Source organism: Mycoplasma sp. AC157 (assembly GCF_054343415.1).
This window is the reverse complement of sequence record NZ_JBTGVE010000015.1, coordinates 1-24,775: the sequence shown is the minus strand read 5'-3', so window position 1 is coordinate 24,775 and position 24,775 is coordinate 1. Positions and strand designations below refer to the sequence as shown.

Here is a 24,775-nt window from a genome sequence, read left to right as displayed (position 1 = left end):
TCCGCCTGTCTTTCCAAAAGCATATATATTCCCCATAACGTCCTGTTCTCAAGTGATAGTAATTTTATGTTTAATTATTGAATTAAATAAAATAATCGCATTGAATGCGATTATCTTTTATTAAGGATTTAGTTTTTTAGTACCTTCGTATTCTGATTTTAATTCTGATAAATCAGCAGGAATATTTTTTTCTAATTCAGCTTTTCTATCTTTTGATTTCTTAAGAACTTCACCATCTAATGTTTCTCCACTTAAAGCTTCATAAACTTCTGAATAAAAATATCCATCAATTAATGCTTTATCTATTGTATAAAGTAATCTTGAAATTTTTACCTTCAATCCAATGGATATATCTGTTTTTAAAAAGTATTCTTTTGAACCTAAAAAATTAGAATTTAATGTATAAAATTCATCTAATATTTTACTTTTTAATTCAAAAATTTTATTTTTTATTGCTTTATCTTCACTAGTTAATGTATAAGTTCTATCCATAACTGGTAATCCAGAATTAATATATTCTTTTATTTTTCCAGTTCTATATGTTTCTACTTTGTACTCGCCTTTTTTGAATTCTGTAGAAGTTGTGACTTTAGTAGATGGTCTTGGAGATATTGAAAAGAAACCATTTGGATATTTTTTGGCACTATAGTAAAATAATTCTTTAATTTCTTTTTTATCGGGAAATTTGCTACTTTCTTCTTCGTTAGAATATTTTTGTAATTCAATATATGGTTTATATTTTTTAAATTCAATTAAGATATTTTGAGCCAGAACACTTAATTGTTTTTTATCTTTTGCTATTTTTTGAGATTCTGTTTCAAATTCTTTTGATTTTTCAGAATCATATCTATTTAATGTTTTTAATCTAGAATTAACTGTATTTTTTACACTAATTAACTCTATTTGATATTCTTCAATAACTTTATTTAAGAGTAAATCTAATTTTTCAAAAGTTGTAGCTTTTTCTTTTTCTGTTTTTAATGTTTTTTTAATAGATTCTTTATCTATTGTTTCAATTCAAGTAGAAACTAATTCTTTAAATTTATTAATAACTGCTTCATCTGTTTTTGTTAATGAAGATTTAATTTGTTCTATTACTTTAGATATTTCTTCGCCTGTTGAAGAATTAGAAATTTTTGCTTTATAGATATCTTTATCTGAATCATTTTGTAAAAAATCTAAAAATAAACTAAATAAAATTTCATTTCTTTCTTTAAATTCTAATAAATCTTTTTCATATTCTTCATTTAATAAAATTTCAAAATCAAAAGTTTCTGAATATTTTTTAATTTTAGTTAAATCTTCTTTTCATTTAGTTTTTCTTTTTTCTAATTTAAAAGAATTAATTTTATTAGTAAATTCTGATTTTTTTTCTGGATATTTAGTATTTTCGTTTTCTTTATCAATTGTAGCAATTAGTTTTGTTCTGAAATCTATTATTTTTTCTTCATTTGTTAAAGAAGTTAATTCTTCTTTTTTAGTTTTTTGTTCTTGTTCACTTAAAATGGATATTCATTTTGTTTCTATTTCTGATTTTAAACCTTGCAAGTATTCTTTAATTTCTTTTTCAATTTCTTTTAATTTTGAATAATTATCTTTATTGGATAAAGAATTGATTGTTAATTCATTTTTCTTTATAATGTCAGAAATTTTTTCATCAATATCAGTTCTTAGATTTTTATAAAATTCTTCTGTGATTTCAGAAATTTTATTTTGAATTTCATTTGAAATTTCATTTAATTCATCAATTGTTTTTGAATCTTCTATTTTTTTAGTAAATTTTAATTTATCTTCTTCTGATAAAATATCTAATTTTAACTTTTCTTCATTTTTCTTATTAGATAGTTCTTCATTTTCTTTTACTGGTTCTTTTTTTTCAACATTACATGATAAAAAAGAAAGAACAGGTAAAGAAGAAATGGTTGTTAGAGCACTTAATAAAAGTAATTTCTTCTTTTTATTTTGTTGTTGTTTCATATTTTAATATATTCCTTTTTTTCAATTTTCGATCTCTTCTTCTGTTCCAAGAACATAGTGATCGTCATTTATTTTAATTCATTCTGGTTGATTAGTTTCAGAATAATTATGCATATTAATATCATATACATATCCTATTAGACTTCCTTTTTTACCTTCAATTGAAGGAACAGCATCTAATAAACTTTTGGTATAAGGGTGTAATGATTTATTCATTATTTCTTCGGTTTTACCAATTTCAAGAATTCTACCTTTATTCATTACAGCAATACGGTCAGAGATATACTCTACCATTCTTAAGTCATGAGCAATGAAAAGAATGGTTAAATTATATTTATCTTTCAAGTCGTTAAAGATGTTAACCACTTGTGCTTGAATCGAAACGTCTAAAGCAGAAATTGGTTCATCTGCTACAAGTAATTGTGGTCGTAAAACTACAGCTCTTGAAATTCCAATTCTTTGTTGTTGTCCACCACTAAACTCTAATGGGTATCTTGGTAAAACAGAGTCATCAAGTCCTACTGATTTTAAAATTTCTTTAACAAGTTCACTTCTTGCATCTTTTTCTGAAATTTTGTTTTTCTCCTCTCTTTCTGTTTTATAAAAGTTCAATTTTTCTAAAACTTCAAGATCGTTATTGTTATTTAATTTAGTAGCTAATTGGTTATAAAGAAAATCAAAAGCTAAAGATGAATTTTCTAAAATGTTTAAATCTAATTCTTTTTCAAAAAGTAAATATTCTTTTAAAGAAGCAGAATTTTTAGATTTTAATAAAGCATAAATTTCTTTTTTAACATCTTGATCAAAGTTAAGTAAATAAATTTCTTTAGCGTTTTTAGCGTTGATTAATCCTTCTGACACTACTTTTTCAACAGTAACATGGGGATTTAAGGAGTTAGCTGGATCTTGGAAGATCATTTGTACTTTATTAACTAAAAAGTTTTCTATTTCTTTATAGTTTTTTAAAGCTTTACCGACTTTGAATCCTTTTTGCATTTTTTTAGGTAAAACTTTATCTAATAAAGTAATTTGTCCAAAAGAATAAGGAACAAGACCTACTAAAGATTTTCCGATTGTACTTTTACCAGAACCAGATTCACCTACAAGTCCAAGTACTTCACCTTTATAAATGTTTAAATTTATGTCTGAAACAGCACGAAATGCTTTAGAACCACTTCCGTAAGTAATGTCAACATTACGCATTTTTAAAAGGATTTCTTCGTTATGTTTTGGAGATAACATATCTTCTAATCCTTTTAAATTCTTTCTAACTACTTTAGATTTTACAAAAGGGTTTTTCTTAATGGTATATACTGATTCACTATGATTGTTGTTTGTTTTCATTTAAAAAATCCTTTCATATTTTTAAAATAGTTTTTGGTGGATTGTATTTTGGAGCATTTTTGTCTAAAAGTGCTGATTTAACTCTATGAGTTTCAGAAACAAAGTAAAAATCAGGTTCTACTTCAAAGTCTCTTGCTAAAGCATAATCATTTCTAATTGCAAAAGCATCTCCTTTAATATTGTTTAAATTAGAAGGAACGCTTCCACGAATAGTAGCAAGTCTTTCTCCTTTGTTTAAATCAGGCATACTGAGAATTAATCCTCAAGTATAAGGATGTTGTGGGTATTTAAGAATTTCTGTGGCAAGTCCTTCTTCAATAATTTGACCTGCATACATAATAGAAATATAATCAGCAATGGAAGCAACAACACCTAGATCGTGAGTTATAAACACAATTGCTAATTTTAGTTTTTCTTGTAAGTTTTTGATAACATCAAGCACTAAAGCTTGTACTGTTGGATCCAGTGCGGTTGTTGGTTCATCCATTACTAAAATTTTAGGTTCAAGTGCAACAATAGCAGCAATTACAACTCTTTGCACCATTCCACCTGACATTTCATGTGGATATAATTTCATAACTGCTTCTGGATCATTAATTTTTGTTAATTTTAAGAACTCAACAGCTCTTTGGTAAGCTTCTTTTTTGTTTTTAACAATTTTATTTAAAAGCATACCTTCCATAATTTGTGCTCCAACTTTCATAGTTGGATTTAAAGTAGACATTGGGTTTTGAAATACAGCTGAAACAATTCTGCCTCTAAAGTGAGATTTTTCTCAGTCTTTAAGAGAGAATTTTTCAACATTGTTGTTATATAACTTGATTTCACCTGAATCAATAACAGCGTTATTTCCTGGTAATCCGTATAATAATGATGTGATTACTGATTTACCAGAACCTGATTCACCAATGATTGCATGAACTTTTCCTTCATAAATTTTTAGTGAAGTTCCTCTTAAAACCTTATTTTTTTCTCCAGGTCTTGCTGGGTTTAAAAATGATAGATGAATATTATTAATTTCAGCAGCAATTTTAAGTTGTTTACCATCTTTAAAAGATTGATATTTTACATTTTTAGAGATTTTATTAAAATCAAATTGACTCTTATTTTTTTTGTTTTTAAAGAATAATTTTACTTTTCTTTTAAGTTTATTTTTCTTTCTTTTTAATCTTGAACGAAGGATTTTTAAATTCTTTTGCATACTGTTTTTCCTATCTTTGTCTTCTTAAAGAGTCTTGAATACTTGAACCGATTAATTGCACACTTGTGGTAATTAAAATTAAGAAAGTTGAAGGTACAAAAACATATCTTAAATAATTAGGGAAATCTTTTTGACCATCAGATATTAAGTTTCCAAGTGTTGGAATATCTTCAATAGCAAGACCAATAAATGATAATGAAGTTTCTGATAAAACAACTCCAGGAATTGTAAATACAAGTTGTGTAATTAAAATTGGTAAAATCACTGGTATATAATTTAATAATATTTTATAAGTAGGAGTTCCTAAAACTTTAGAAGCTGAAACTCATTCAAAGTTTTTTGCTCTTTTTACTTGAGCTCTAATTTGGTTTGCCATTCCTGTTCATGAAGTTAAAGAAAGTGAAAGTGCAATAACTCAAAAAGTAGGTTTAGCAACAATAGTAATTAAAATTAAGATTAAGATTGTTGGAACAACAGATAAAATCTTAATTACAAAAGTTAGAAACTTATCAAATTTGTCAAATTGTCCCATCATTATTCCAAAAGTTAATCCTATTATAACTTCAATAAAAGTTACAACAAGAGCTAATAATAGAGAATATCTTAAACCATGTCATAATCTTGCTCAGTAATCTCTTCCAAGATTATCTGTTCCAAAAAAGTGGTAAATTCCTTCTGAATCTGTTTGATTAAAGGTTAATGATCTATTATTAACATCACTAAAATTAGGATCTAATGTGGTAAAAGGTAAAATAAGAGCTAAGATGATTAAGATAAAAATAATCATAAATCCTAAAACTCCAGATGAGTTGTTAGAATAACGATAAACAAATTCTTTAAATTTTTTAGTTTGTGGTTTTAATTGTGAATCTGTGTGATATTCAAAAGCTTTTCCAATAAGTTTTCAAGCTTTATATTCAAATGGTTTTAAAACTGGATTGGGAGCCATTTTTAATGACTCTCTATCAATTTGATCCATTTCTTTTACTTTATTATTTTTATTATTGATTTTTTGTTTAATTTTACTAAAAAGCGACATTCTACGCTCCCTTTCTTCTTATTCTTGGATCAATTACTTCGTATAAAATATCACGAGTAGCATAAGAAATAATTGTTAAGAAAGAGAAAATAATAATCAAGAATAAAATAACATTATAATCTTTAGTTTGAATGGCTTGTAGTAAAGTTGCTCCAGAACCAGAAATAAAGAAGATTTGTTCGATAAACACACTTCCAATAAATGAACCGAAAATAACAGCAGGGAAGAATGTTGCAATTGGGAATAAAGAAGGTTTTAGTGCGTGTTTTCACACAAAACGACTTTTAGATAACCCTTTTAAATAAGCAAATTTTGCATGCACTGAATTTAATTCCCTATTAAGTTCAGTTCTTATGTATTTGATATAAACAATAATGCTTCCAAGCGATAATGCAAGTCCTGGTAAGACGTATGTTAATAAATCTTTGTGATCAAAGATGTAAGGTAAATGAACTAGTCTTCCTAAAAATACTAAAATTAATGCAAAGATAATTGAAGGAACAGAAGAGAAAATACTTACTAATATGGTTGAAACATTATCTAAAATTCCTCCTGGATTTTTTCCAACTCAAATTCCTATAGAAATACCAATAGAAACAGTTAGAAAGACTGAAAAAATACCAACTAAAAAGGATTTATAGAATCTTTCTCAAATAAAGGAATTTATTTCTTGACCTGGGAACAGTGAAAGTGAAATTCCAAAATCACCTTTAAAAATTCCACCTAAATAATTGAAATATCTTTGTCAAATTGGTAAATTGAGTCCATATTTAATTTCAACTGTTTTTCTTGCTGATTCATCAAGTCCTGCTGTTAAAGTATTAGAACCTGGAACAGCGTTTATTAAAAAGAAAGTGATTGTTATAACTATTAAACCAATGATAAAAAACTCTAATATGATTTTTAAAAATCTTCATAAAGTTTTTAAAAAAGGAGAATCAATTGCTAAAAGTTTATCTTTTAATGTTAGTTTTTTATTTCTACTGTGAGTAAAATAAACTAAATTATCATCATAATAAACAGTTTTATTATTTTCTTTTTTCTTTATAAATTCCATATTTTAGTCTCTCTTTCTTGGTAATCCAGCAATTGGTGGATTAGTATAGTCATAAGCATATTGTAAAGCAAAGGTGTATAGTGAACTAACTCCTGCAATTTTGGTAATTTCTCAGTTAGTATCAACTTCCATTAGCGGAACTACAAAAGCACCATCTCTTATTATTTTTTCTAATTCTCCTATGAAAACATAAACGTATTCTTGTGTTCATCCTTGATGTAGTTCATCGGTTGTAAAGTTTCCTGAAAAGAATGCAGCAATTCTATCTGAATAAGTACTTCTGTTTTCTGTATTTGTTTGTAAAGCAAGTTCTATAAATTTGTTTCAAAAATCAAATTTAACTTTAGAAATATCAATACTTTGATTGAAAGCAAGTCTAGTTTTTGTATCATTAGTTAACTTAGCAATTTGTTCAACTATCATTTCATTAGTTATTAAATTAATGTACATTCTTTTTAATCTTCCATATTTAATATTTTCATTTCTAGTTAAAAAGTATTCTAAAGCATTTTTAGCAAATTTAACATTATAAACGCTTTTATGTTCTAATTTTTCTAAATCTTTAGCAACTTGTTCTGCATATTTATTGCTAAAACTAGAAATTTCTAAATTGCTAATGGAATCTTTATTTTTTAATTTATTAAATTCTTCACTAATGTTATTATTAATATATTGTTGAATTTTTTGAAGATATAAATTTAAAGCTTGTGTAATTTTTTCTCTATTATTTCCTTTATAATCGGATTTTTCTAATACTAAATCAGCTATGTATTCTGCATAAGTGTATGAACCAACTGGATTGTCTTTAAAAGCAATATTTTTTTGTGATATAGAATCAATTTCATCAGTAAAGAAGAATACAGAAACATAATCTTGAGCACCACTTCCACCGATTTTGTCATAATTTTGATAAATTATGTCATATTTACCTTCTTCTATAAAGGAAGTGAAGGTGTTTTCAGGAAGACTTTTAATTTCTAAATCTACATAACCATTGAATGCTTTGTTTAAAGATTCTTTTAAAAATAAACCTGCTTTTTTCTGTTCATCTGATGAGTTATTTAAAAATGTTAAGTACACTTTTTGTAGATTTGGATGTTTTGCTTTAAAACGTTCTATATAGTATTTTGCTGTATTAACGTCATAAGCAAGATCGCCTCTAACAGTTTTTTCAAAGGTGTAACCTTTTGATAAATGCACTAAAAAGTCATAATTTAAAAGGTTAAATTCTTTTTTGTTTTTAGCTTTTGAATTTAAATCACTAAAGTAAGTTTCAATGTTTTTTCCATCAAAAGTTCTGTATTGTCCATAGGAAGTTCAAGTATTTACAGGGAAAGAGAAATCTCATCCAACAAATTTAATTGCATCTTCTCTATTTACAGCATAATAAATTGCATTTCTTAAATCTTGATCTTGAATGTAACTAGATGCATTTGTTTCATTATCTAAGTTGAATCCAAAAGCAATTGTTCCATAACCTTGATTTTTATTTAAATATTGTTTATATTCTTCATTTGATCAATACTTATTGATTTTGGAAGCTGGAATGTATGTTTGTGAAACATAACCATCTTCAAAAAAGGTTGCATTAGTATTTCTATCAGTTGAAAAATAAATTTTTATTTTATTAGTAATGGTGTTTTTAGCATCATAATAGTCTTTATTTTTTTCTAAAACTATTTGTCCTTGTGGTCCTAAAATAATATCATCTTTATTCATATTAAAAGGTCCGCTTGTTAAAAATTGTTTAGTATCTGAACCGAATTTATCAATTCCACCAGCAACAGTTTCAATATATTTTCTATTTGCTGGATATAAATTCATAAAAATATTTTGAAGTAAATAACTTAAGTTGGGAGTTTTATTTTCATCAAAAATTGCAGTAAAACTGTTTTCACTATTTGCAACTTGATTATATTTAGTTTTTATTTTGTTATCTGAAAGTGAAAATTCTTGATAAGGATTAACAAAAGGATTTGCTACTAAAGTCACTGTTTTAAACTTATCTGCTTCTTTAGTTGCATTTGCATCTACTAAAATTTTAAAAGTTTGATTATCTTTTTTATCTTTATTTGGAATAAAGAAAGAAGGATTGTGTTCTAAGTTTTTTTCAATTTCTTCGTTAGTATAATCTAAAAATAATTGACCTGTGTAAAATCCAAAATCAAGAGCAGCTGCTTTAATTTCTTCAATTTCTTTTGTATCTAAAGGTTCGCCATTTTCGTTTTTGACTTGAGATTCTCAAACTTTTTGATTTGGATCTTGAATTCATTCCTTTTTATCGTTTAAAATGTATTTTCTACGACCTCAAGGATTTTTATAATTCTCATTAAACTTTTGTAAATAGTCTTTTTGAGCGTTAATAAATCTTTCAGCACTTCTAAAACCATATTTTTTAACTTGATCTAGTCTTTGTGAACCGGTGTTTAAGTCTAAAATATATTCTAGATAGTCTCTTAAATCTTGAGCATTTATAACATCCTTATTACTTCATAAATTTTGTTTATTGTTTAAAGATCCTGTAAAAGCGAAATAGTTATTTGAGTTTTTAGGACTTCTAAAACCATAAATTGATGCACCTCTTCTTAAATCACCTAAAGATCCTTTACCAAGACCACCAACAAACCCAAAGTCAGCTAATCTTAAAAATGATCCAGTAACTCTTCCATAACCATCAGTTTGCTCTAATTCTCCTTTATTTTTAAAGAAATCGTTGAAATTATTGGAATCATTACCATTAGCATCTTTAGTGTTACTTGTATCAATCATAACCATATTAAAATCATTAACACGAATAATTGACTTCAAACTAGAAGTAGGTCCTGATTTAACAAAAGGATCAATTAAAGCAGGTAAAATTTTGTCCATTGATTTATATCTAATGTAGTTTAAGTTGTTAATTGGTTCAGTTGCTAAACCAAAGTCATAATTTTTCTTACTTACTGTTGAAGAATGTTGATTTTCATTATTTGTTGAACAAGAAATAATAGATAAACTTAAAGTTGATGATAAAACTAAACCTGAAATTAATAGATTCTTATTAAATTTTTTTCTCATATTTCTCCTTTATTATCCTGTTATATTGAACTGGAAGTCAATATCTATTATTGCTTTATTTTCTTTTGTTTTATCTTTATAAATTTTTATTGAAGATTGTGTATCTGTTTTTCCGTTTTCAGAAATTACTTCTAAATCACCAAGTGATAATTCTTCCACAAATTCGTTATTTTCATCAACAAATTCCACAAAATATTTGTGTTTTGGTTTTAGTAAGGTATCACGATATTTAGCCATAATTGCATAGTCTGAAACTCATGAAGAGTAACCTAAGTCTGCTAAAGTAACTTTGGAACTTTCATCACCTTGTTTTGATAAATAAAATAAATTATTTGTATCTTTAAAATTAACATCTAGATATTTAATTTCTTTTGTAATAACATCAGTAAATCTAATTTTTTTGATTTTATTTGCTTTTTCATTTTTTACAAAACCATAAAGAACAACAGCATCTTTTTCTTTATTTCTAAATAATCCTGAAATGTTTCTACTTCCTACTCCGTAGTTTAAAATTTGAGAGACAAAGAATGCTTTTGCTCTTGTATTAATTTTATTTCCATCAAAGTCTTTTAATCTAATTGAATCATCCACTATTTCATTTCTATTTTCATCATATAACTCTAAACCAATTTTTTCTTTTTCAACTGTATCTTTGAAATATCCATTATTTCTTGTAATGAATCTTCCAAAATAAGAAGAAGTTCTATCTTCATTTCTTGGTGAGAAGGTAGTTCTAGAAATGTATGAACCATAAACTTTGTTTTTAATGTCAATAACTTTTTTGAATCTTTTATTTGTTAAGTCACTATTTTGCTCATTAATTTTGTTAATTTGTTCTCTTAATTTTTCTATTAATTTTTTACCTTCTTCTTCTTTATCTCCTGTGTAAGTTGTTGCTATTATTAAAATTTGTTCTACAAAAGACTTAGCCAAATCTTTTAATCTATCTATTTGATTTGAAATTTCAACATAAGTATCTTTTGTTTTTGGTAAATATTCTTCGAATTTTAATGATCTCCCAGCTTGAGTAATACTTGAAGAAGAGTTGTTAAAATTATTTTTTCTGTCATTTCAAATTTTTAATTTAGTTGCATCGACAATATAGTCTAAACCAGTAGTTGCTTCATTTAAATTACTCAAATATCCAGGTAGATTACCAAAATCTTTAAAACTTGGAACATAAGTTGTTTGTACATAATCTCTTGTTAAAGTTTCAGCAATGTTGTAAATATAATCTGTAAATTTATCACCAATAGATGCTTCAACTCTGGAAAGATTATAGTTAAGAACATCAGAACTTGGTTGCCCGCTATTGAATTCATTAAAGATGACATCACCTAAAGTTATTTGATTGATTAGTCCATTGTTATTTCAAGTTATAATATTTCCTACAAGTAAATATAAATCTTGAGAATTAACATTAGCTAATATTTGATCAATATTTTCTCGTTTACCTAAAATTTTAGTAACGTATTCTTTTAAAATTGTTTGCAATTTATTTGCATCATATTTTATATATTGTTCATCTTTTGAATATTTACTTAAATCATAAACAAGACCTGTTTTAAATGAAGAACTTAAAAAGGAAATTCCGTATTTTTCTGAAAAAATAGCTTTATTTTGTTCTAATTCAGTTAGTGGATTAAAGTCTTTAATTGCTAAAAAGTAATGACTTTTTCTAAATCTAAACATCATTTCATTAGCAATTACTTGATCATCGCCATTTTGAATCATTTCTTTTGTTTTAGCACTTTCAGCAGAACTTTTTAGTAATTCTTCTTTAAATTTATTTAGATCAAATTTAGTTTTAACATAATCAATATTTCAGTTAAATACTGCACTTTCTTTGCCTGTTGCAACATCTTTAGTTACAGAAACTAAAGTTGCTTTGGAATAATCTAATGAAGCAAATTCAAAGAAGTTTTTAAAGTTATTAAATACAACAGTATTATATTCAGTTGCAGTTGTAGAAATGTTTAGTTTTTCTAATGAAGAATTGAATGCTTCATAAAGGGAAATTCCGTTTCTTTTGTCATCAAAAATGTTATCTTTAGTATTAAATCCAATTTTTGTTATTAATTTAGCTAATTCAGCATCATTATTTTTAGTAAAAGCATCATTGATAGCAACGTGATCTGATACTTTATTTTGATCGTTTATAAAGACAAAATCAGCACTTTGTAATATATTGGTTGAACCTAAAATTCTTGTTCCTTCTCTTGCAAAAACCATTAAAGGATTAACTTGTAATTTTCCTTCAAGATTAAGTTCAAATCGTTCAAGAGTGTTTTTTAAGTTAGATTCAATATTACTTGTATAAACACTTGTTAAAAATCTTGATTCTGCTCTTGCTACATTCGGGAAAGTGAAACGAACATCACCGGAATAATTGTCTCCATTTTTAGTAACAAAACTTAAAACATTGGTTAATTGTCCTTCATAACCACGATTTGAATTAATTAAATCAACAAAAGCTTTTGCTCCTTTTAAAGTGTCTTTAATTTGGTTTGCAAGTGAATCTGAACTATTTAAAGCAAAGTATTCTTTTGCTTTTCTTGGGTTATTTTCAGCTGTTACTACGTTGTATTCAGGATTTAGTTCATCATTTGCACTTCTGTTAATAATGTTATTTGCAATATTATCAGTATCATATGCATTTAAAACATTTCTAAGATTTGGAGAAACAACTCCACCAAGTGAAGAACTTAAATCATTTCATCCACTTTGAGAGAATCTTCTAATTACTGCATTTTCAATCGCTGTTTTAATTTCCTGTGTTTTTGCTGTTATAAAGTCTAATGTAGCTTTATCAAGTGGTTCGTTTAAAGGAACATTAATAACAGGAGAACCATCATTGTTAAACATTTTAATTTCTCTTGCATAAGTGATAGTTTGATTGTTTTCTTTCACTTCTTCTAATTTAACAACTTCTAAAGTAAAATCAGTTTCTGCAGCATTTAAAGTTACTATTTCTGAAAGTTTTTTCCCTTTACCATCTTTAAGTTCGCTAAGAATATTTTTTAGAGAAATTTCTTCTAATTTATATACTTGTTTTTTAGTTCCATTAACATCAGTTTCTTTTTTAGCAAATGCTTTGGTGTTTCCTGTAATAAATGGGTTTAAAGTTCCTGAATTTTCATCAAAGGAATTAGCTAAAAATAAATCTTTAAGATCAACTTTTCTTTCTTTAGCAGCTTCCATAAGACCTTCAAAAGTTTGTAAAAATCTTCTTTTGGTATTTTTTGCTACTTCAAAAATACTTGCTTTTGGATTTGCATCTCCTCAAATTTCATCATCAGTTTCTAAATGTTCTACACCATCTTTTTGTAAGTATTTAAATCTTACATATTCACCTTTTGCAGAAGGTTTTCCTAATGCATTTACTCTTTCTATAGATAAATTAGTTCTTGCAAGTAAGTAATTTTCTAAACCTTTGTATGAATAGTATGAAGAAATGTTAATTCCACCTCTTGTTGATAATCCACCAACAATTAAAGCATTTTCATTATTATTTAAAGCTTGATTTTGCTCTAAAGTAAAATGGTGTCCGTATTCATGGGCTGTTACGTATTTTAAAAAGTCAATGGAAATACCTTTAAAGTTTTCAATAGTAGCACCTAAAACTAAAGGTAAACCGATTCTATCAGTGTGTTGTAATCCGTAATATTCTCCATCAGTAAGAGAATATTCATAATATCCTTTTTCATTCAGTTTTTTCTGTATATGTGGTCCAAATTGTCTTTTTAATAAGTGTGGATATTTTTTAGTTACTTTTTCAATTAATCCATTATAAGTTTCATAATAAACTTGGTAATTTCTTGAATCCATTCCTTTTAATTCTTTACCATTTTCATCTTTTAGTCCTAAATTTTCTGGACCGTATGAAATGGTAATAGGATTAATTGAACCTTGATAACCAATTGCTTCTTTAAATTCAATAAATTGTTCATGAGCAGCATCTGACATATTTTTAGATTCATAAATTAGAGTTTCATCTTGGTTATTATTACTTAAAGTAATGTGTAATTTTCCATCAATAACTTCTAATTTTTTAACTGTATATTCTTTTAAGTTACTTTTAATTTCATCACTTAAAGAAGCATAATTTTTAAGTGCATCATTATTATTTAATGCTTCTATTTTATTTTTATAGAAAAAGGTTTTTCCTGCATTTATAAATTTATAAAGTTTTTTATTTTCATATGCTTTTACGTCATAAAAATCTAAAAAGTGTACAATTTGAGAATCAATAGTTTCTTTTAATAATTCATAAGTTAAAAGTCATTTATTGCTAATTTCTCCTTCTGACATTCTAAAGTTTACAACTTCATTTTTAGATGAATTTAGCACTTTTAAACCTAAAGCTAAAATTGGATTGCTATCATTTAATTCAGAAGAAATAGTTGATATTTGAACTTTTTCAAGAGCTGAAAAAGAAATATTTTCCTTTTCTAAAGAGTGCTTTTTAAGTAATTCTTTAAATTGCTGTTCACTAATATCTTTATCAAAAAGTAAGGTTCCTCTTCCGTTTTCACCTTCTTCACGATTTATATACGCTAAAAACTCTTTATCTTTTAATTTAGAAGGAATATTTAAAGAGAGAAAGGCGTTATCGTTAGCATTATGAGCAATTGAATTTTTAATAGCACTTGCTAAAGGTATGCTTTGTAAAAAGGTATCAACTGTCTTTTTATTTTCAAGATTTCTAAATGCTAAATAAGTTAGAGAATCAGAAGCATTTCCTGAACCTGAAAGTTCTGAATATAAAGGCATTGAACCAAAAAATGCATCAGGGAAAAATTTAATTTCACTAACTTCTTTATTTAAAGTAGTATGGGAACCTAAAGTAATAGCATTACCATTTTGTTCTACTCCCGGAACTAATCTAAAACTTTCAAGAGTAACTAAATCAGGCCCTCAAGATACATTTTTGAAGAATCATTTTGTAAATTCAATAAACTGCTCTGGTTGCACTGCTAAAACGTATTCATCATAAAAACTAAATGAACCATATTTAACTTCTAAAATAAAGCTTTCTTCATATTTTTGATAGTATTTTTTAAAAAATGTATCAAAATCGTATTTTTCTTTTGGATTTTCTTTAAATCAAAATTCTGTTCCGTTTTCATTTAAAAATGCAACGTCTTTTTTCTTTAAAGGATCTTTGATTGCTAAAATAGGTTTTAAATTCCTATTTTCATCATAAATTTTTGAATAATCATTTTTTAAATCTTCTTTGCTTAAATTAGAATTAGATCCATTTACTTCATCTGAAAGATAACTGTGCAGAAAAACACCACCGATTGCAGCCGTTGAACCTCCTACAATAATTCCAGCAGAAATTAATACTTTAGCAGTTAAACTCAATTTCTTTTTTAACATTTTCTCTCTCTTTCTTTTTCTAAAAAATAAAATCTTTATTAAAAATCAGAACCCTAATTTCTAATAAAGATTTTATTAATATTTAATTTAAAATTATGTGTATTATAAATTCATTAATAATATTTTTACAGAAATTAACCATATAAATAAACATTAGTATTTTTTTTACCAAAAAATACTTTTTTCATCGCAATAGTTTTTAATGAACGTTTATTCATGATAAATTCCTTTCTTTTATATTAATATGTTAAATTATACACTTTTTTTACAATTTTCCAAGTTTTTAGGAAAATTTCTTATAAAATAAAAATAATTAATAATTCAAAAAAATAAAAAAGTTTTATATATCTTGAATTTAAAAGCATAAAAAGTATATAATTGAAAAGTATGATAAAGAAAATGATTTGTTATTCAGACGTAGATGGAACCATCTATGGAAGAGACTTTAAAGTTTCATCAGAAACTAAAGATGATATTTTAAAATTTATTAAAAACGGGGGAGAATTTGTTATTTCAACAGGAAATCCAGCTTTTGAAAGACATCAAAATCTTGCAGATGAATTATCAATAAGATATTTAATTACTTCAAATGGAGCAGGAATTTTCGACAACAAAGAAAAAAAATATATTTATTTAAATCCTTTTCCTATTGAAATACAAGAAAAAATTTTCAATTTAGCAAAAAAATATAATGCACAAGTAAATTTTTGAAACGATAAAAACTATTTTAGTTTTAATTCTAAAGAAGAATATAACTACAGTTATGACTATTCTTTATATTCAAGAGATCAAGTTATTAATAGTTCTCAAAGTGAAAAAAATGTTGTTAAAATTGAAGTTTTTGGAAATGAAAATGACATTTTAGTAATCTATAATGAAATCAAAAACTTACCTATTAATGTTGTATTTATGAGAAAAAATCATTTAGAAATCACAAACTTTGGTTCTTCCAAAGGTAATGCAGCTAAATGATTTAGTCAAAATCTCTATGATGAAGATGTTAAAAATGCAATGACAATCGGAGATAGTCCTAACGACTGGTCAATGTTAGAAATTAGCGATTTTTCCTATGCAATGGAAAATGGAACTGATCAAACAAGAGAAAAATCTAAATTTTACACAGCAACTTGTATGCAAAATGGAGTAGGATTAGCACTTAGAGATTATATGGATAGAGTTAAATCCAAAAATAATTCAAACTCTTAATTTTTTGGATTAAAAACCGTTTATGCCTATTTTAAGCAGATAAACGGTTTTTTTATTACTAAGAATTATTTATTTTCTTCCTGACTTGAAATCATTTCAAAAACTCTTGTGACATCATCAATTTTACCAATAAAAGTAATTAAATCTTCTTTTAATAATTTAAAATTTCCATCCGGTAAATAAGAATTATTTTTTCTTTTAACCATAACTGCAATTACGTTTAATGCAGTGAAATTAGTTTTCTTTAAAGTTAAACCATGGTAGCTATCAGCAGTTAAAACAGCAGAACCAACAACATATCCATCCCCTAATTCTTGCAAGTCATTAGTATATTTGATAAAACTTTTATTTGTAGCAAATAAAGCTGTTCTAACTCCCGCTTCTTCTTCTGGTCTAATAATCATTTGAATACCGATTTTTTGTAGAACACGAGCATGTCTATGACTATTAGCTCTTGCAATAATATTTTTCACTTTTAGTTCTAAAAGTGCTGCAATTATTTCAATATTTTCTGATAAAGCCACAATGACTGTATCGATGTTTCCAACTCCAAGAGCTTCTAAAGCTTTTAAATCAGCTGCATCAGCAACATAGTTAGCTACAGTGTAATCTTTTATGGAAATTAAATTTCTTTCTTCTCTATCAATTGCAATAACTTCTTTATTTAATTTTGAAAGTTGTGTGATAACAGATTGACCAAATCTTCCAGCACCAATTACACAAATTCCGTTATTTTTTCTCATTTTTCTCCTTAAATGTAATTTTAAATTAAAATAATTTTACTATTTTTGTAATTATTATTATAAAATAAAATAATATGAAAAGAAACAATAAAAGAATTTTTTCAAAAAAAACAAAAAAATTGAATAAATTTAAATGAATCCATTTGTGAAATGCTCTTGGGAATTTAAGATCTAAATTCAACAAAAAAGTTGGAAAAATTAGGTACTTATTTCTTATTTACATAATAATAACCATTACTGGTTCATTATTATTGTATTGAAACGTTTCGCAAACAGAACCTGGTTCTGTTTCCTATGTAGATGCTTTATTTACTTCAGCATCCGCTTTTAGTGATACAGGACTTGTAACTAAAGCAACTCATAGCACGTGAACGATGTTTGGGCAAGCTGTAATTGCAATTTTGATTTTAATAGGGGGAATTGGGGTTTTTGCTATTAAAGTCTATATCTTTAATTATATTTTTGGACTCAAGCTTGGAATCTTTTCAAGAGATGTGCTTGCTTTAGAAAGAAGTTCTAATAATATGGGAGATATTAAAAAGGTAATTTTAGTTTCTGTAACAATAATGTTTACTGTTTTAGTAATTTCTTCCTTTGGATTAACTTTTCTTTTTTATTATAGCAAAGGCGATTTTGCTATAGATACAGAATTCAATAATCCTTATCATAACTTTAATTTATCTTTAAGATTTGCGATATTTCACTCTATAACCGCTTTAAATAACGCAGGATTTGATATTATTGGTGATAACTCACTTGCGCCTTATTATAGCAATCATCTTTTACAAGTATGATTACTACTATTATTTATTATTGGTGGAATTGGTTATCCAGTTGTTTATGATTTTTATAAATACTTTTATTGTCTTATCACCAAAAGAAAAAGACACAAATTCTCTTTATTTTCAAAAATTTCTTTAGTAACTTATTTTGCTGTTGCAATCATCGGAGTTGCGCTTGTGCTTTGTTTTGAACTTCTAAGCAAAGATCAATCAAGTTTTTGAAATCTTAGTCAATCCGATCCTACTTATTGGGGGAAAACAAGTACAATAGGTTATAGTTATGGAACACACTTTGATAAAGTTTTTGCAATTATCTTCACTTCTTTTTCTACAAGAAGTGCAGGATATGCTACATTTGATCTTTATAATTTAACTGATACATCACTTGGAATTCTTTCTATCTTGATGTTTATTGGAGCTGCACCTTCTTCAACAGGTGGGGGAATTCGTTCAACAACACTTGCAATTATTTTATTAAATTTAATTTCCAAAATGCGTGGGAAAAATTCCACTCATATGTTTAAAAGAAAAATAAAAGATGAAACTGTAAATCAATCTTCTGTGGTATTAATTATTTCAATTTTGCTTAATTTAATAGTTTTTTTATTTTTAACAACATCATTTAATACATTTGGTGGTAAAATTCCATGAGACAACACAACCATAAGTACTGCTGTAAGTGAAAGTTCAGGAAGAACATATGGAGTTATTAATGTTCTTTTTGAAATCACTTCAGCCTTTGGAACAACAGGATTGTCTACAGGAATTACAAGTCATTTAAATTCCATTAGTAAAATTGCTTTAATATTCATTATGTTTGTAGGGCAACTTGGAATATCTTCCACAATTTTGATTTGAGGAAGTCACAATCACAAGTTTTCAAAATATGAATATATTGAAGAAGATGTTACAATTGGATAACAAGGAGGTATAATGACATTTAACATCATCATAACTAATTTTATTGCTTTAATTATCGGTTATATAATTGGTTCTGTGAACATTTCGATTATTTTTAGCAGGACAAAAAGAAAAGAAGATATTCGCGATAGAGGTTCTAAAAATGCAGGTTCTACAAACGCCTTAAGAGTTTATGGAGCTAAAATAGCACTTCCAATCTTTATTTTTGACATATTCAAAGCTTATATAACAGTAATAATTGCTTGAATAATACATTCACAAATTCAAAACTCACCAATTTATGATACATCACTTAAATACTTAATTCCGCAAATAGCGGGTTTAGGAGTGATTATTGGTCATATATGGCCAATCTTTTTTAAATTTAAAGGTGGAAAAGGAGCAGCAAGCTTACTTGGTTTATTCTTTGGTTATAATTTAGTAATTGTAGCAATTGGTGTAATTATTTTTATAACAGTTGTTTATTTTACAAAATATATTTCAGTTGGTTCAATTTTTGTTCCACTAGTCTTAATAGGTTTATCTTTTATTCCTTGATTTGCTCTTGGACAGTTATCTTGATTTAACTGAAAAATATATCCAGATTTATATTGAATAAATCCATTAATAATCTTGATTTCCCATATTTTTGTTATTTATTCACATAAGTCTAATATCAAAAGACTTATTAACAAAAACGAAAATAAATTTAAATTTAAAAAATAAAGGAGAATAATGAAAAAACATTATTTAAAAAACATGATTAGTTCAAAAAGTTTACCCTTTTTAATAATGGGGCTTTTTATTCTATTAACTTCAACAATTTTTTTAATTATTGAAATGGCAAAATTTAGTCCATCAGTTGCACAGGTAGGAAAAGCAATAAAAATGCAAGTAATTTTTAAAAATGCAAGTTCTTTAATTTACTTTACATATCAAAGTAATTTCTTATTAGGAGTAGTTTTAATTCTTTTAGCAGCAAATAGAAAAAGTACTAAAATTAAAAGATGATTATTTGCAGCAACAACTTTAATTACCATTACTTTTATAATTTACTGAGCACTAATTTCCTATACTAATGATTGAACTAATGTATATGGAAGCATTGTTTCATTAATTACCCATTTAATTAATCCAATTCTTGGTTTTATTGCTTTATTTTTAATAAGAAAATCATTAACTATTGACAATAAACTTTTATTCCATACTTCATTATATGTTTTTGGTTACTTCTTATTTGCTTTTATCTTATATTTTGCTTCATATGCATATTATGCAAAAGAATATAATGATGGAGTAGTTATATATACTTTCTTAAATTTCACTAAACCTTTCTTTTATAAAGGTGGAAAGATTGCAGTAGTAATATTTTTAGATATATTAATGTTTATTATTGCTTTATTTATTCCAATGACTTTAGGTTTATTTTGAAAAGCAGTATACAGAATTTCTTATAACAAAAACAACTGCTATTTAAAGGATTTAAAAAGAAAAATAAAGGATAAAAGTTATAAAACTAATAACTAATTAAAAATTCAATAAAGAAAACTCACTACTAATCTAGTGAGTTTTCTATTTCTTTATTATCACTTTCTTCATTGAATATATCAAAATAAATTTTAAATATTTGTTTGGTTCGTTCTTCAATAATTTCTTTTGCTTTTTGGGGGTTATTCAAATTTTCATATATTTTTTCACCAGCAGTGAAAAAGTTTTTATTTTCTTTTGGATAACCATAATAACTATAATTACTATTTGCTATTTCTAGATTTAATGTTTTTGGATCTTTTTTAATAAATTTGTTGCTTAAAGAAGAATTTTGTTCTCTTGTTAAAAGTATTCCATTACCGATTTTTGATTGAATATCATCATAATTATTTTCTACTTCTCATTGATTCTTTATTTCTTCATTAATTGTGTTATCTAACTTTTGTGGTAAAGCATGTTCATAAGAATAATTTTTATCAAAGTCTATAAATTCATCATTTTTAGATTTATCTTTTTTATATTCATATATTGTTTTCATATCATTATAAAAATGAGCCATTATTCTTCTTAAAATAGTTGTTTTTGCATCATTACTATTATTTCACCCTTTATTTAAAAATTCTGATTCAAATTTAGTTAAATTATTTAATTTTGAAAAATCTAAAATATTTATTTTTCCTGTCTCACCAAAATGTTTTTTTAAAATTTCTTTAAATTCAGAAAGGATATCTTTTTTCTTTTCATAAAACATATTATTTAAATCATTTGTAAAATCTAGAATATATTCTCTTTTAGTATGAATAGTTGAAAATCATTTTCAATTTAGAGAAATTTTTTCAAGTTTATATAATAATTCACTAACTAATTTTCCTTTATCTTTATTATCAAATATATTATTATGTTTAATAATAATGAATATAGGATATATAAAAACTCTTGAATTTGCTGTTATGTGTCTTATTTGTTCTTTTATATATTTAAAAAAATTAACTGATGAATCATTAAATTTCTTTAAAATTTCTTGATACTTTGAGTTAGGATTTTCATCAATTGAATCAGGTAATTTTTCTTTTTTTATTTTTTCATCATTTCATTTTTTATTATAATTTATAAAATCAAAAATAAGAAAATCTTCTAATAATAGATAAATTAATTTTTTATTATTTTCTTTCATTATACTATCTAAAATTTCAGAAAATACTTTTTCTTGAGTATCTAAAATATTCAAATTCTTCTTATTAGGATTATCAAAATCATTATTATAATAAATTGATAAACAATATAAAAATACATCAAACAATTCAGTTACTTTATTTTCAATTTTATTTTTGTCTCTAAAATAAATATTTCAAGTTTTATCATAAAGGTTTAAAAAATTATCAATTATTTTTAAATTTGAATTTTTCTTTTTTAGATTTAAATAAATTTGGTTTTTTAATAAATCTAAAATTTCTAAAGGTTTTGTATATAAATTAATATTTTTAAAGATTTTATTTGCTTCATTTAGATCATTTAATTTGATTACAGTTAAATTTATTGATACAGAATCTAAAAAGAAATTTATTATATTTTCAATTTGTTCTATATCACAATTTTCATATTTTTTATTTATAAAATCACAAATAAATTTGAATGATTCTTTAAAATGATAAAGTTTACTAGATATTTTTGAATCATTTTTAAAATTTCATTCAAATATTTGTTTTAAAAATTTCATTTGTTCTTCTTTTATATCATTATAATCTAAATTATTTATTTTTAAGAAAGAAAAAAATAATTTATTTTTTTTATTTCTTTCTTTTTCTTTTTTATATAAATAAAATTTAGCAAAAGCTATGAAAATTAAATAAAATGTAATAGTTCGTTGTTGACCATCAATGATATTATAACTAAAGTTTTTTGTCTCATTCTCAGTTTGGGTTATAACTACATTATTTAGAAAAACTTTAAAAATTCAAGAAATATTTTCTTCATTTTTTTTATTATCTATTTCTTTTAGTAAAGCTTCTATATTTTCTGAATATCATGAAAAATTTCTTTGAAATATAGGAATATTTATATTTTTATCTGAATAAAAATGTAAATAATTTCTTATACTAACAACTTCTGAAAAAATACCTTTTTCTTTTAAATCATTATCAAATTTACTAACACAAATCAATTGTCCTTCTTCAACTTTATCTCCTACTTTAACTATCGGTGTTTGAATAATAATAGTTCCTTGGTTAGATCTTTCAAAATTTCTTAAGTTGTAATCAATAATTTCATTTGTTTTATCACTACTTTTAATTCTTATTTTTTGTGAGTCAACAAATATTACTTCTCCTGCTTTATTAGCTTTTAAATTTGTAGTAGCATTATTAAAAATTTGTTTTTCTTTTTCTTTATTAAAATATTCCTTATATTCTTCTTGTGATAGATTAATATTTATTCAATTTATTTCTTGAACTGTATTTTTGTTTTTTTCACTTGTATTCGTTTCGATTATAGAGTTACTAGACTTTAATTGTTCTAAAAAGTCTTTTAAAATTGTTGATCCTTTATCATTTTGCTCTTTAATAATGGTATTTCAAAATCTTAAAGAAAAATCATCCTTATCTCTTGGTTCATTATTTTGAGCAATTAAATCATTTATATAATTTTTAAATTCTTTTTCTTCAATTGATTTTAATAATTTAGAATTAATTTTATATTTTTGAACATTTTCTTCTTGTTTTTCTAGTAATTGAATCATTTTCAAAGCAATTAATGGATATACATATTTTTTAAAAGTGTATTCTCCATAAATATTTTTATCATTAGAGTTTTTGTTTTTTCTTTTGTTAAAAAGTTGTTTATCTGCAATTCCTTCGATATAAAATTTTTGTTTTGAGTTTTCTTTATATATATTTTTTTCAATAACTAAAATATCTTCTTCCGTGACTTGTCATTCTCATAGTTTTTTAAAAAATAAATAAAGGTTTTTTAGTAAAGTTTTTTCTCCACCCTCAAGAGATCAGTTTGATAAAAATTCAATTTTATTGTCTTCCATATTTTAATTATCTCCAAATAGAATCGTTAATAAATCTTTTCTTTTTGAGCAAATCTTTTTTACTTCTTTTATAAAATGTTCATCATTTTTAAATTGAGGCAGAACAAAGTTAAAAATTAATGGATTTAATGCAATTAGTTCTAACATAAAATCTTTATTATGTATTAATTCTGAATCTAGAAAATAAATAATGGTTGCATATTCATAAAATTTAGATAATACTTCAATTATGTTTTTATTTTCTATTTCAATTCAGAATTTGTCTGTGATTGCTTTTTTAACTATTTGTTTATTATTTCTTATTCTTTTTGAAGCAAGATTTAAATATTTCATTCCATTATCAATAGCTGCATTGATAACATCTTCATCATTTTTTAACTCATCTGAAGCATATTCAAGAGCAAATCAATTATTGTTAATAGCTTCTAGTATTATTTCTTTATCATTTTTGAGTTTATCTGAAGCATATTTAATATTTAATCAATGTTTTTTTACTTCTTCTAAAATAAATGCTTTATTATTTTTTAAGTTATCTGAAGTATATTGTAAGGCATGATAACCATATTTTGAAACTAATTCAAGCATAAATTCTTTATTGTTTCTCAAACAATAAGGTATATATTTAAATGCTTGTTCGTTATTTTTAATAGCTTCTAAAATTATTTCTTTATCATGCTTAATTTCTTGTGAAGCAGCATATAAATTAATTCCATTTAGTTTTACTGCTTGCAGCATTACTTCTTTATTGTTTTTAAAATGATTTGGAATTACTTCAATAGACAAAACATCTTTTTTTAATAAATTTAAAATAAACTCTTTATTATTTTTTAATCTATCTGAAATAAAAAGAAAGATTGCTTCCATATATTCATCTAGTGATGATAAAATGAATTCTTCATTGTCTTTTATATCAGAAGATAATAAAGAAAAATAAAAGGAATTAGTTTTAATTGCTTCTAAAACAAATTCTTTATCAGTTAAAGCATTTTCATTTTTTAATTGTATACCTAATTCTTTTAATCTTTCTTTTTCTTTTTTAAAATCTATAGTATTCATATTAGTCCTCTTTTTTATAAGTATTTAGTGAAATACTTTGTAATTTTTGTTTAATTAATTTTTTAATTTCTAGATCGTTTTTTAACTCTACAGGTATAGAAGGGAAAATATAAGGATTTAATTCTAATGCTTGTAAAACAAATTCTTTGTTGGTTTTTAATTCATTTGGAATTGTTTCAAAATTTGTTGCATTATCTTTAATAGAAGGTAAAATCACTAACTCTTTATTATTTTTTAATTCTTTTTTCAATTCTTCTGAAGCGTATTCAAAAGCTTTTCAATAGTCTTTAGTAGCTTCTAAAACAACTTCTCTATTATCTTTTAATTCTTTAGAAGCATATTTTAACGCAAGACCATCTTTTTTAACAGCTTCTAAAACTATTTCTTTATCGTTTTTGAAGTTATCACAAGCATATTTTAATGCGTGAGCATCTTGTTTAATTGCTTCTAGTACTACTTCTTTATCGTTTTTGAAGTTATCACAAGCATATTTTAATGCGTGAGCATCTTGT

Annotated in this window: 15 protein-coding genes; 4 read left to right on the top strand and 11 right to left on the bottom strand. The window is 24.8% G+C overall.

The window, feature by feature from the left end; genetic code table 4:
• Nucleotides 1-120: 120 nt before the first annotated feature.
• The 7 genes from ACXX84_RS02920 to ACXX84_RS02890 are packed head-to-tail and all read right to left on the bottom strand — an operon-like array spanning nucleotide 121 to nucleotide 15,057.
• The gene (locus ACXX84_RS02920; RefSeq protein ID WP_436359175.1) at nucleotides 121-1,977 is read right to left on the bottom strand and encodes a hypothetical protein; all 1,857 of its coding nucleotides are present in this window, start codon (nucleotides 1,975-1,977) and stop codon (nucleotides 121-123) included.
• 3 nt (nucleotides 1,978-1,980) lie between these two features.
• Nucleotides 1,981-3,321 (bottom strand): ABC transporter ATP-binding protein, encoded by a 1,341-nt coding sequence (locus ACXX84_RS02915; protein WP_458572874.1) that lies wholly within the window; start codon nucleotides 3,319-3,321, stop codon nucleotides 1,981-1,983.
• Entirely contained in the window at nucleotides 3,299-4,522 is a 1,224-nt protein-coding gene (locus ACXX84_RS02910) for an ABC transporter ATP-binding protein (protein WP_458560416.1), read from the bottom strand. Before ACXX84_RS02910 ends, ACXX84_RS02915 begins: the two co-directional genes overlap by 23 nt.
• A 10-nt stretch (nucleotides 4,523-4,532) precedes the next feature.
• Nucleotides 4,533-5,561: an ABC transporter permease gene (locus ACXX84_RS02905; protein ID WP_458560417.1), complete on the bottom strand. Its 1,029-nt coding sequence runs from the start codon at nucleotides 5,559-5,561 to the stop codon at nucleotides 4,533-4,535.
• Nucleotide 5,562: 1 nt separating this feature from the next.
• Nucleotides 5,563-6,618 carry an ABC transporter permease gene (locus ACXX84_RS02900; RefSeq protein ID WP_458559544.1) on the bottom strand — a complete coding sequence of 352 codons (1,056 nt, stop codon included), beginning with the start codon at nucleotides 6,616-6,618 and terminating at the stop codon, nucleotides 5,563-5,565.
• A 3-nt stretch (nucleotides 6,619-6,621) separates the two neighbouring features.
• Nucleotides 6,622-9,675: an ABC transporter substrate-binding protein gene (locus ACXX84_RS02895; protein ID WP_458572873.1), complete on the bottom strand. Its 3,054-nt coding sequence runs from the start codon at nucleotides 9,673-9,675 to the stop codon at nucleotides 6,622-6,624.
• A gap of 12 nt (nucleotides 9,676-9,687) precedes the next feature.
• Nucleotides 9,688-15,057, bottom strand: coding sequence for a PDxFFG protein (locus ACXX84_RS02890; RefSeq protein WP_458572872.1), 5,370 nt, complete (start codon nucleotides 15,055-15,057; stop codon nucleotides 9,688-9,690).
• A 387-nt stretch (nucleotides 15,058-15,444) separates the two neighbouring features.
• Here ACXX84_RS02890 and ACXX84_RS02885 point away from each other — a divergent pair, with 387 nt between their 5' ends.
• Nucleotides 15,445-16,263, top strand: a complete 819-nt coding sequence (locus tag ACXX84_RS02885; RefSeq protein WP_436359185.1) for a Cof-type HAD-IIB family hydrolase — start codon at nucleotides 15,445-15,447, stop codon at nucleotides 16,261-16,263.
• Nucleotides 16,264-16,328: 65 nt separating this feature from the next.
• Here the strand turns inward: ACXX84_RS02885 and ACXX84_RS02880 are convergent, their stop codons facing one another.
• The gene (locus ACXX84_RS02880; protein ID WP_458557547.1) at nucleotides 16,329-17,006 is read right to left on the bottom strand and encodes a potassium channel family protein; all 678 of its coding nucleotides are present in this window, start codon (nucleotides 17,004-17,006) and stop codon (nucleotides 16,329-16,331) included.
• 74 nt (nucleotides 17,007-17,080) lie between these two features.
• Between ACXX84_RS02880 and ACXX84_RS02875 the strand changes: the two genes are divergently transcribed.
• The 3 genes from ACXX84_RS02875 to ACXX84_RS02865 are packed head-to-tail and all read left to right on the top strand — an operon-like array spanning nucleotide 17,081 to nucleotide 20,215.
• Complete coding sequence (locus ACXX84_RS02875) at nucleotides 17,081-18,709, top strand: potassium transporter TrkG (protein ID WP_458557548.1); 1,629 nt, start codon at nucleotides 17,081-17,083, stop codon at nucleotides 18,707-18,709.
• A 12-nt stretch (nucleotides 18,710-18,721) separates the two neighbouring features.
• On the top strand, nucleotides 18,722-19,414 hold the full coding sequence (gene plsY / locus ACXX84_RS02870; RefSeq protein ID WP_458572871.1) for a glycerol-3-phosphate 1-O-acyltransferase PlsY: 693 nt from the start codon (nucleotides 18,722-18,724) through the stop codon (nucleotides 19,412-19,414).
• Between the two features lie 9 nt (nucleotides 19,415-19,423).
• The gene (locus ACXX84_RS02865; RefSeq protein ID WP_458561062.1) at nucleotides 19,424-20,215 is read left to right on the top strand and encodes an MAGa3780 family membrane protein; all 792 of its coding nucleotides are present in this window, start codon (nucleotides 19,424-19,426) and stop codon (nucleotides 20,213-20,215) included.
• A gap of 28 nt (nucleotides 20,216-20,243) precedes the next feature.
• Here the strand turns inward: ACXX84_RS02865 and ACXX84_RS02860 are convergent, their stop codons facing one another.
• The 3 genes from ACXX84_RS02860 to ACXX84_RS02850 all read right to left on the bottom strand — a co-directional run.
• Nucleotides 20,244-23,207: a GmrSD restriction endonuclease domain-containing protein gene (locus tag ACXX84_RS02860; RefSeq protein WP_458572870.1), complete on the bottom strand. Its 2,964-nt coding sequence runs from the start codon at nucleotides 23,205-23,207 to the stop codon at nucleotides 20,244-20,246.
• Between the two features lie 3 nt (nucleotides 23,208-23,210).
• Nucleotides 23,211-24,263, bottom strand: a complete 1,053-nt coding sequence (locus ACXX84_RS02855; protein WP_458572869.1) for a DUF4116 domain-containing protein — start codon at nucleotides 24,261-24,263, stop codon at nucleotides 23,211-23,213.
• 1 nt (nucleotide 24,264) lies between these two features.
• A partial coding sequence (locus tag ACXX84_RS02850; protein WP_458572868.1) for a DUF4116 domain-containing protein occupies nucleotides 24,265-24,775 on the bottom strand: 511 nt, incomplete at its 5' end.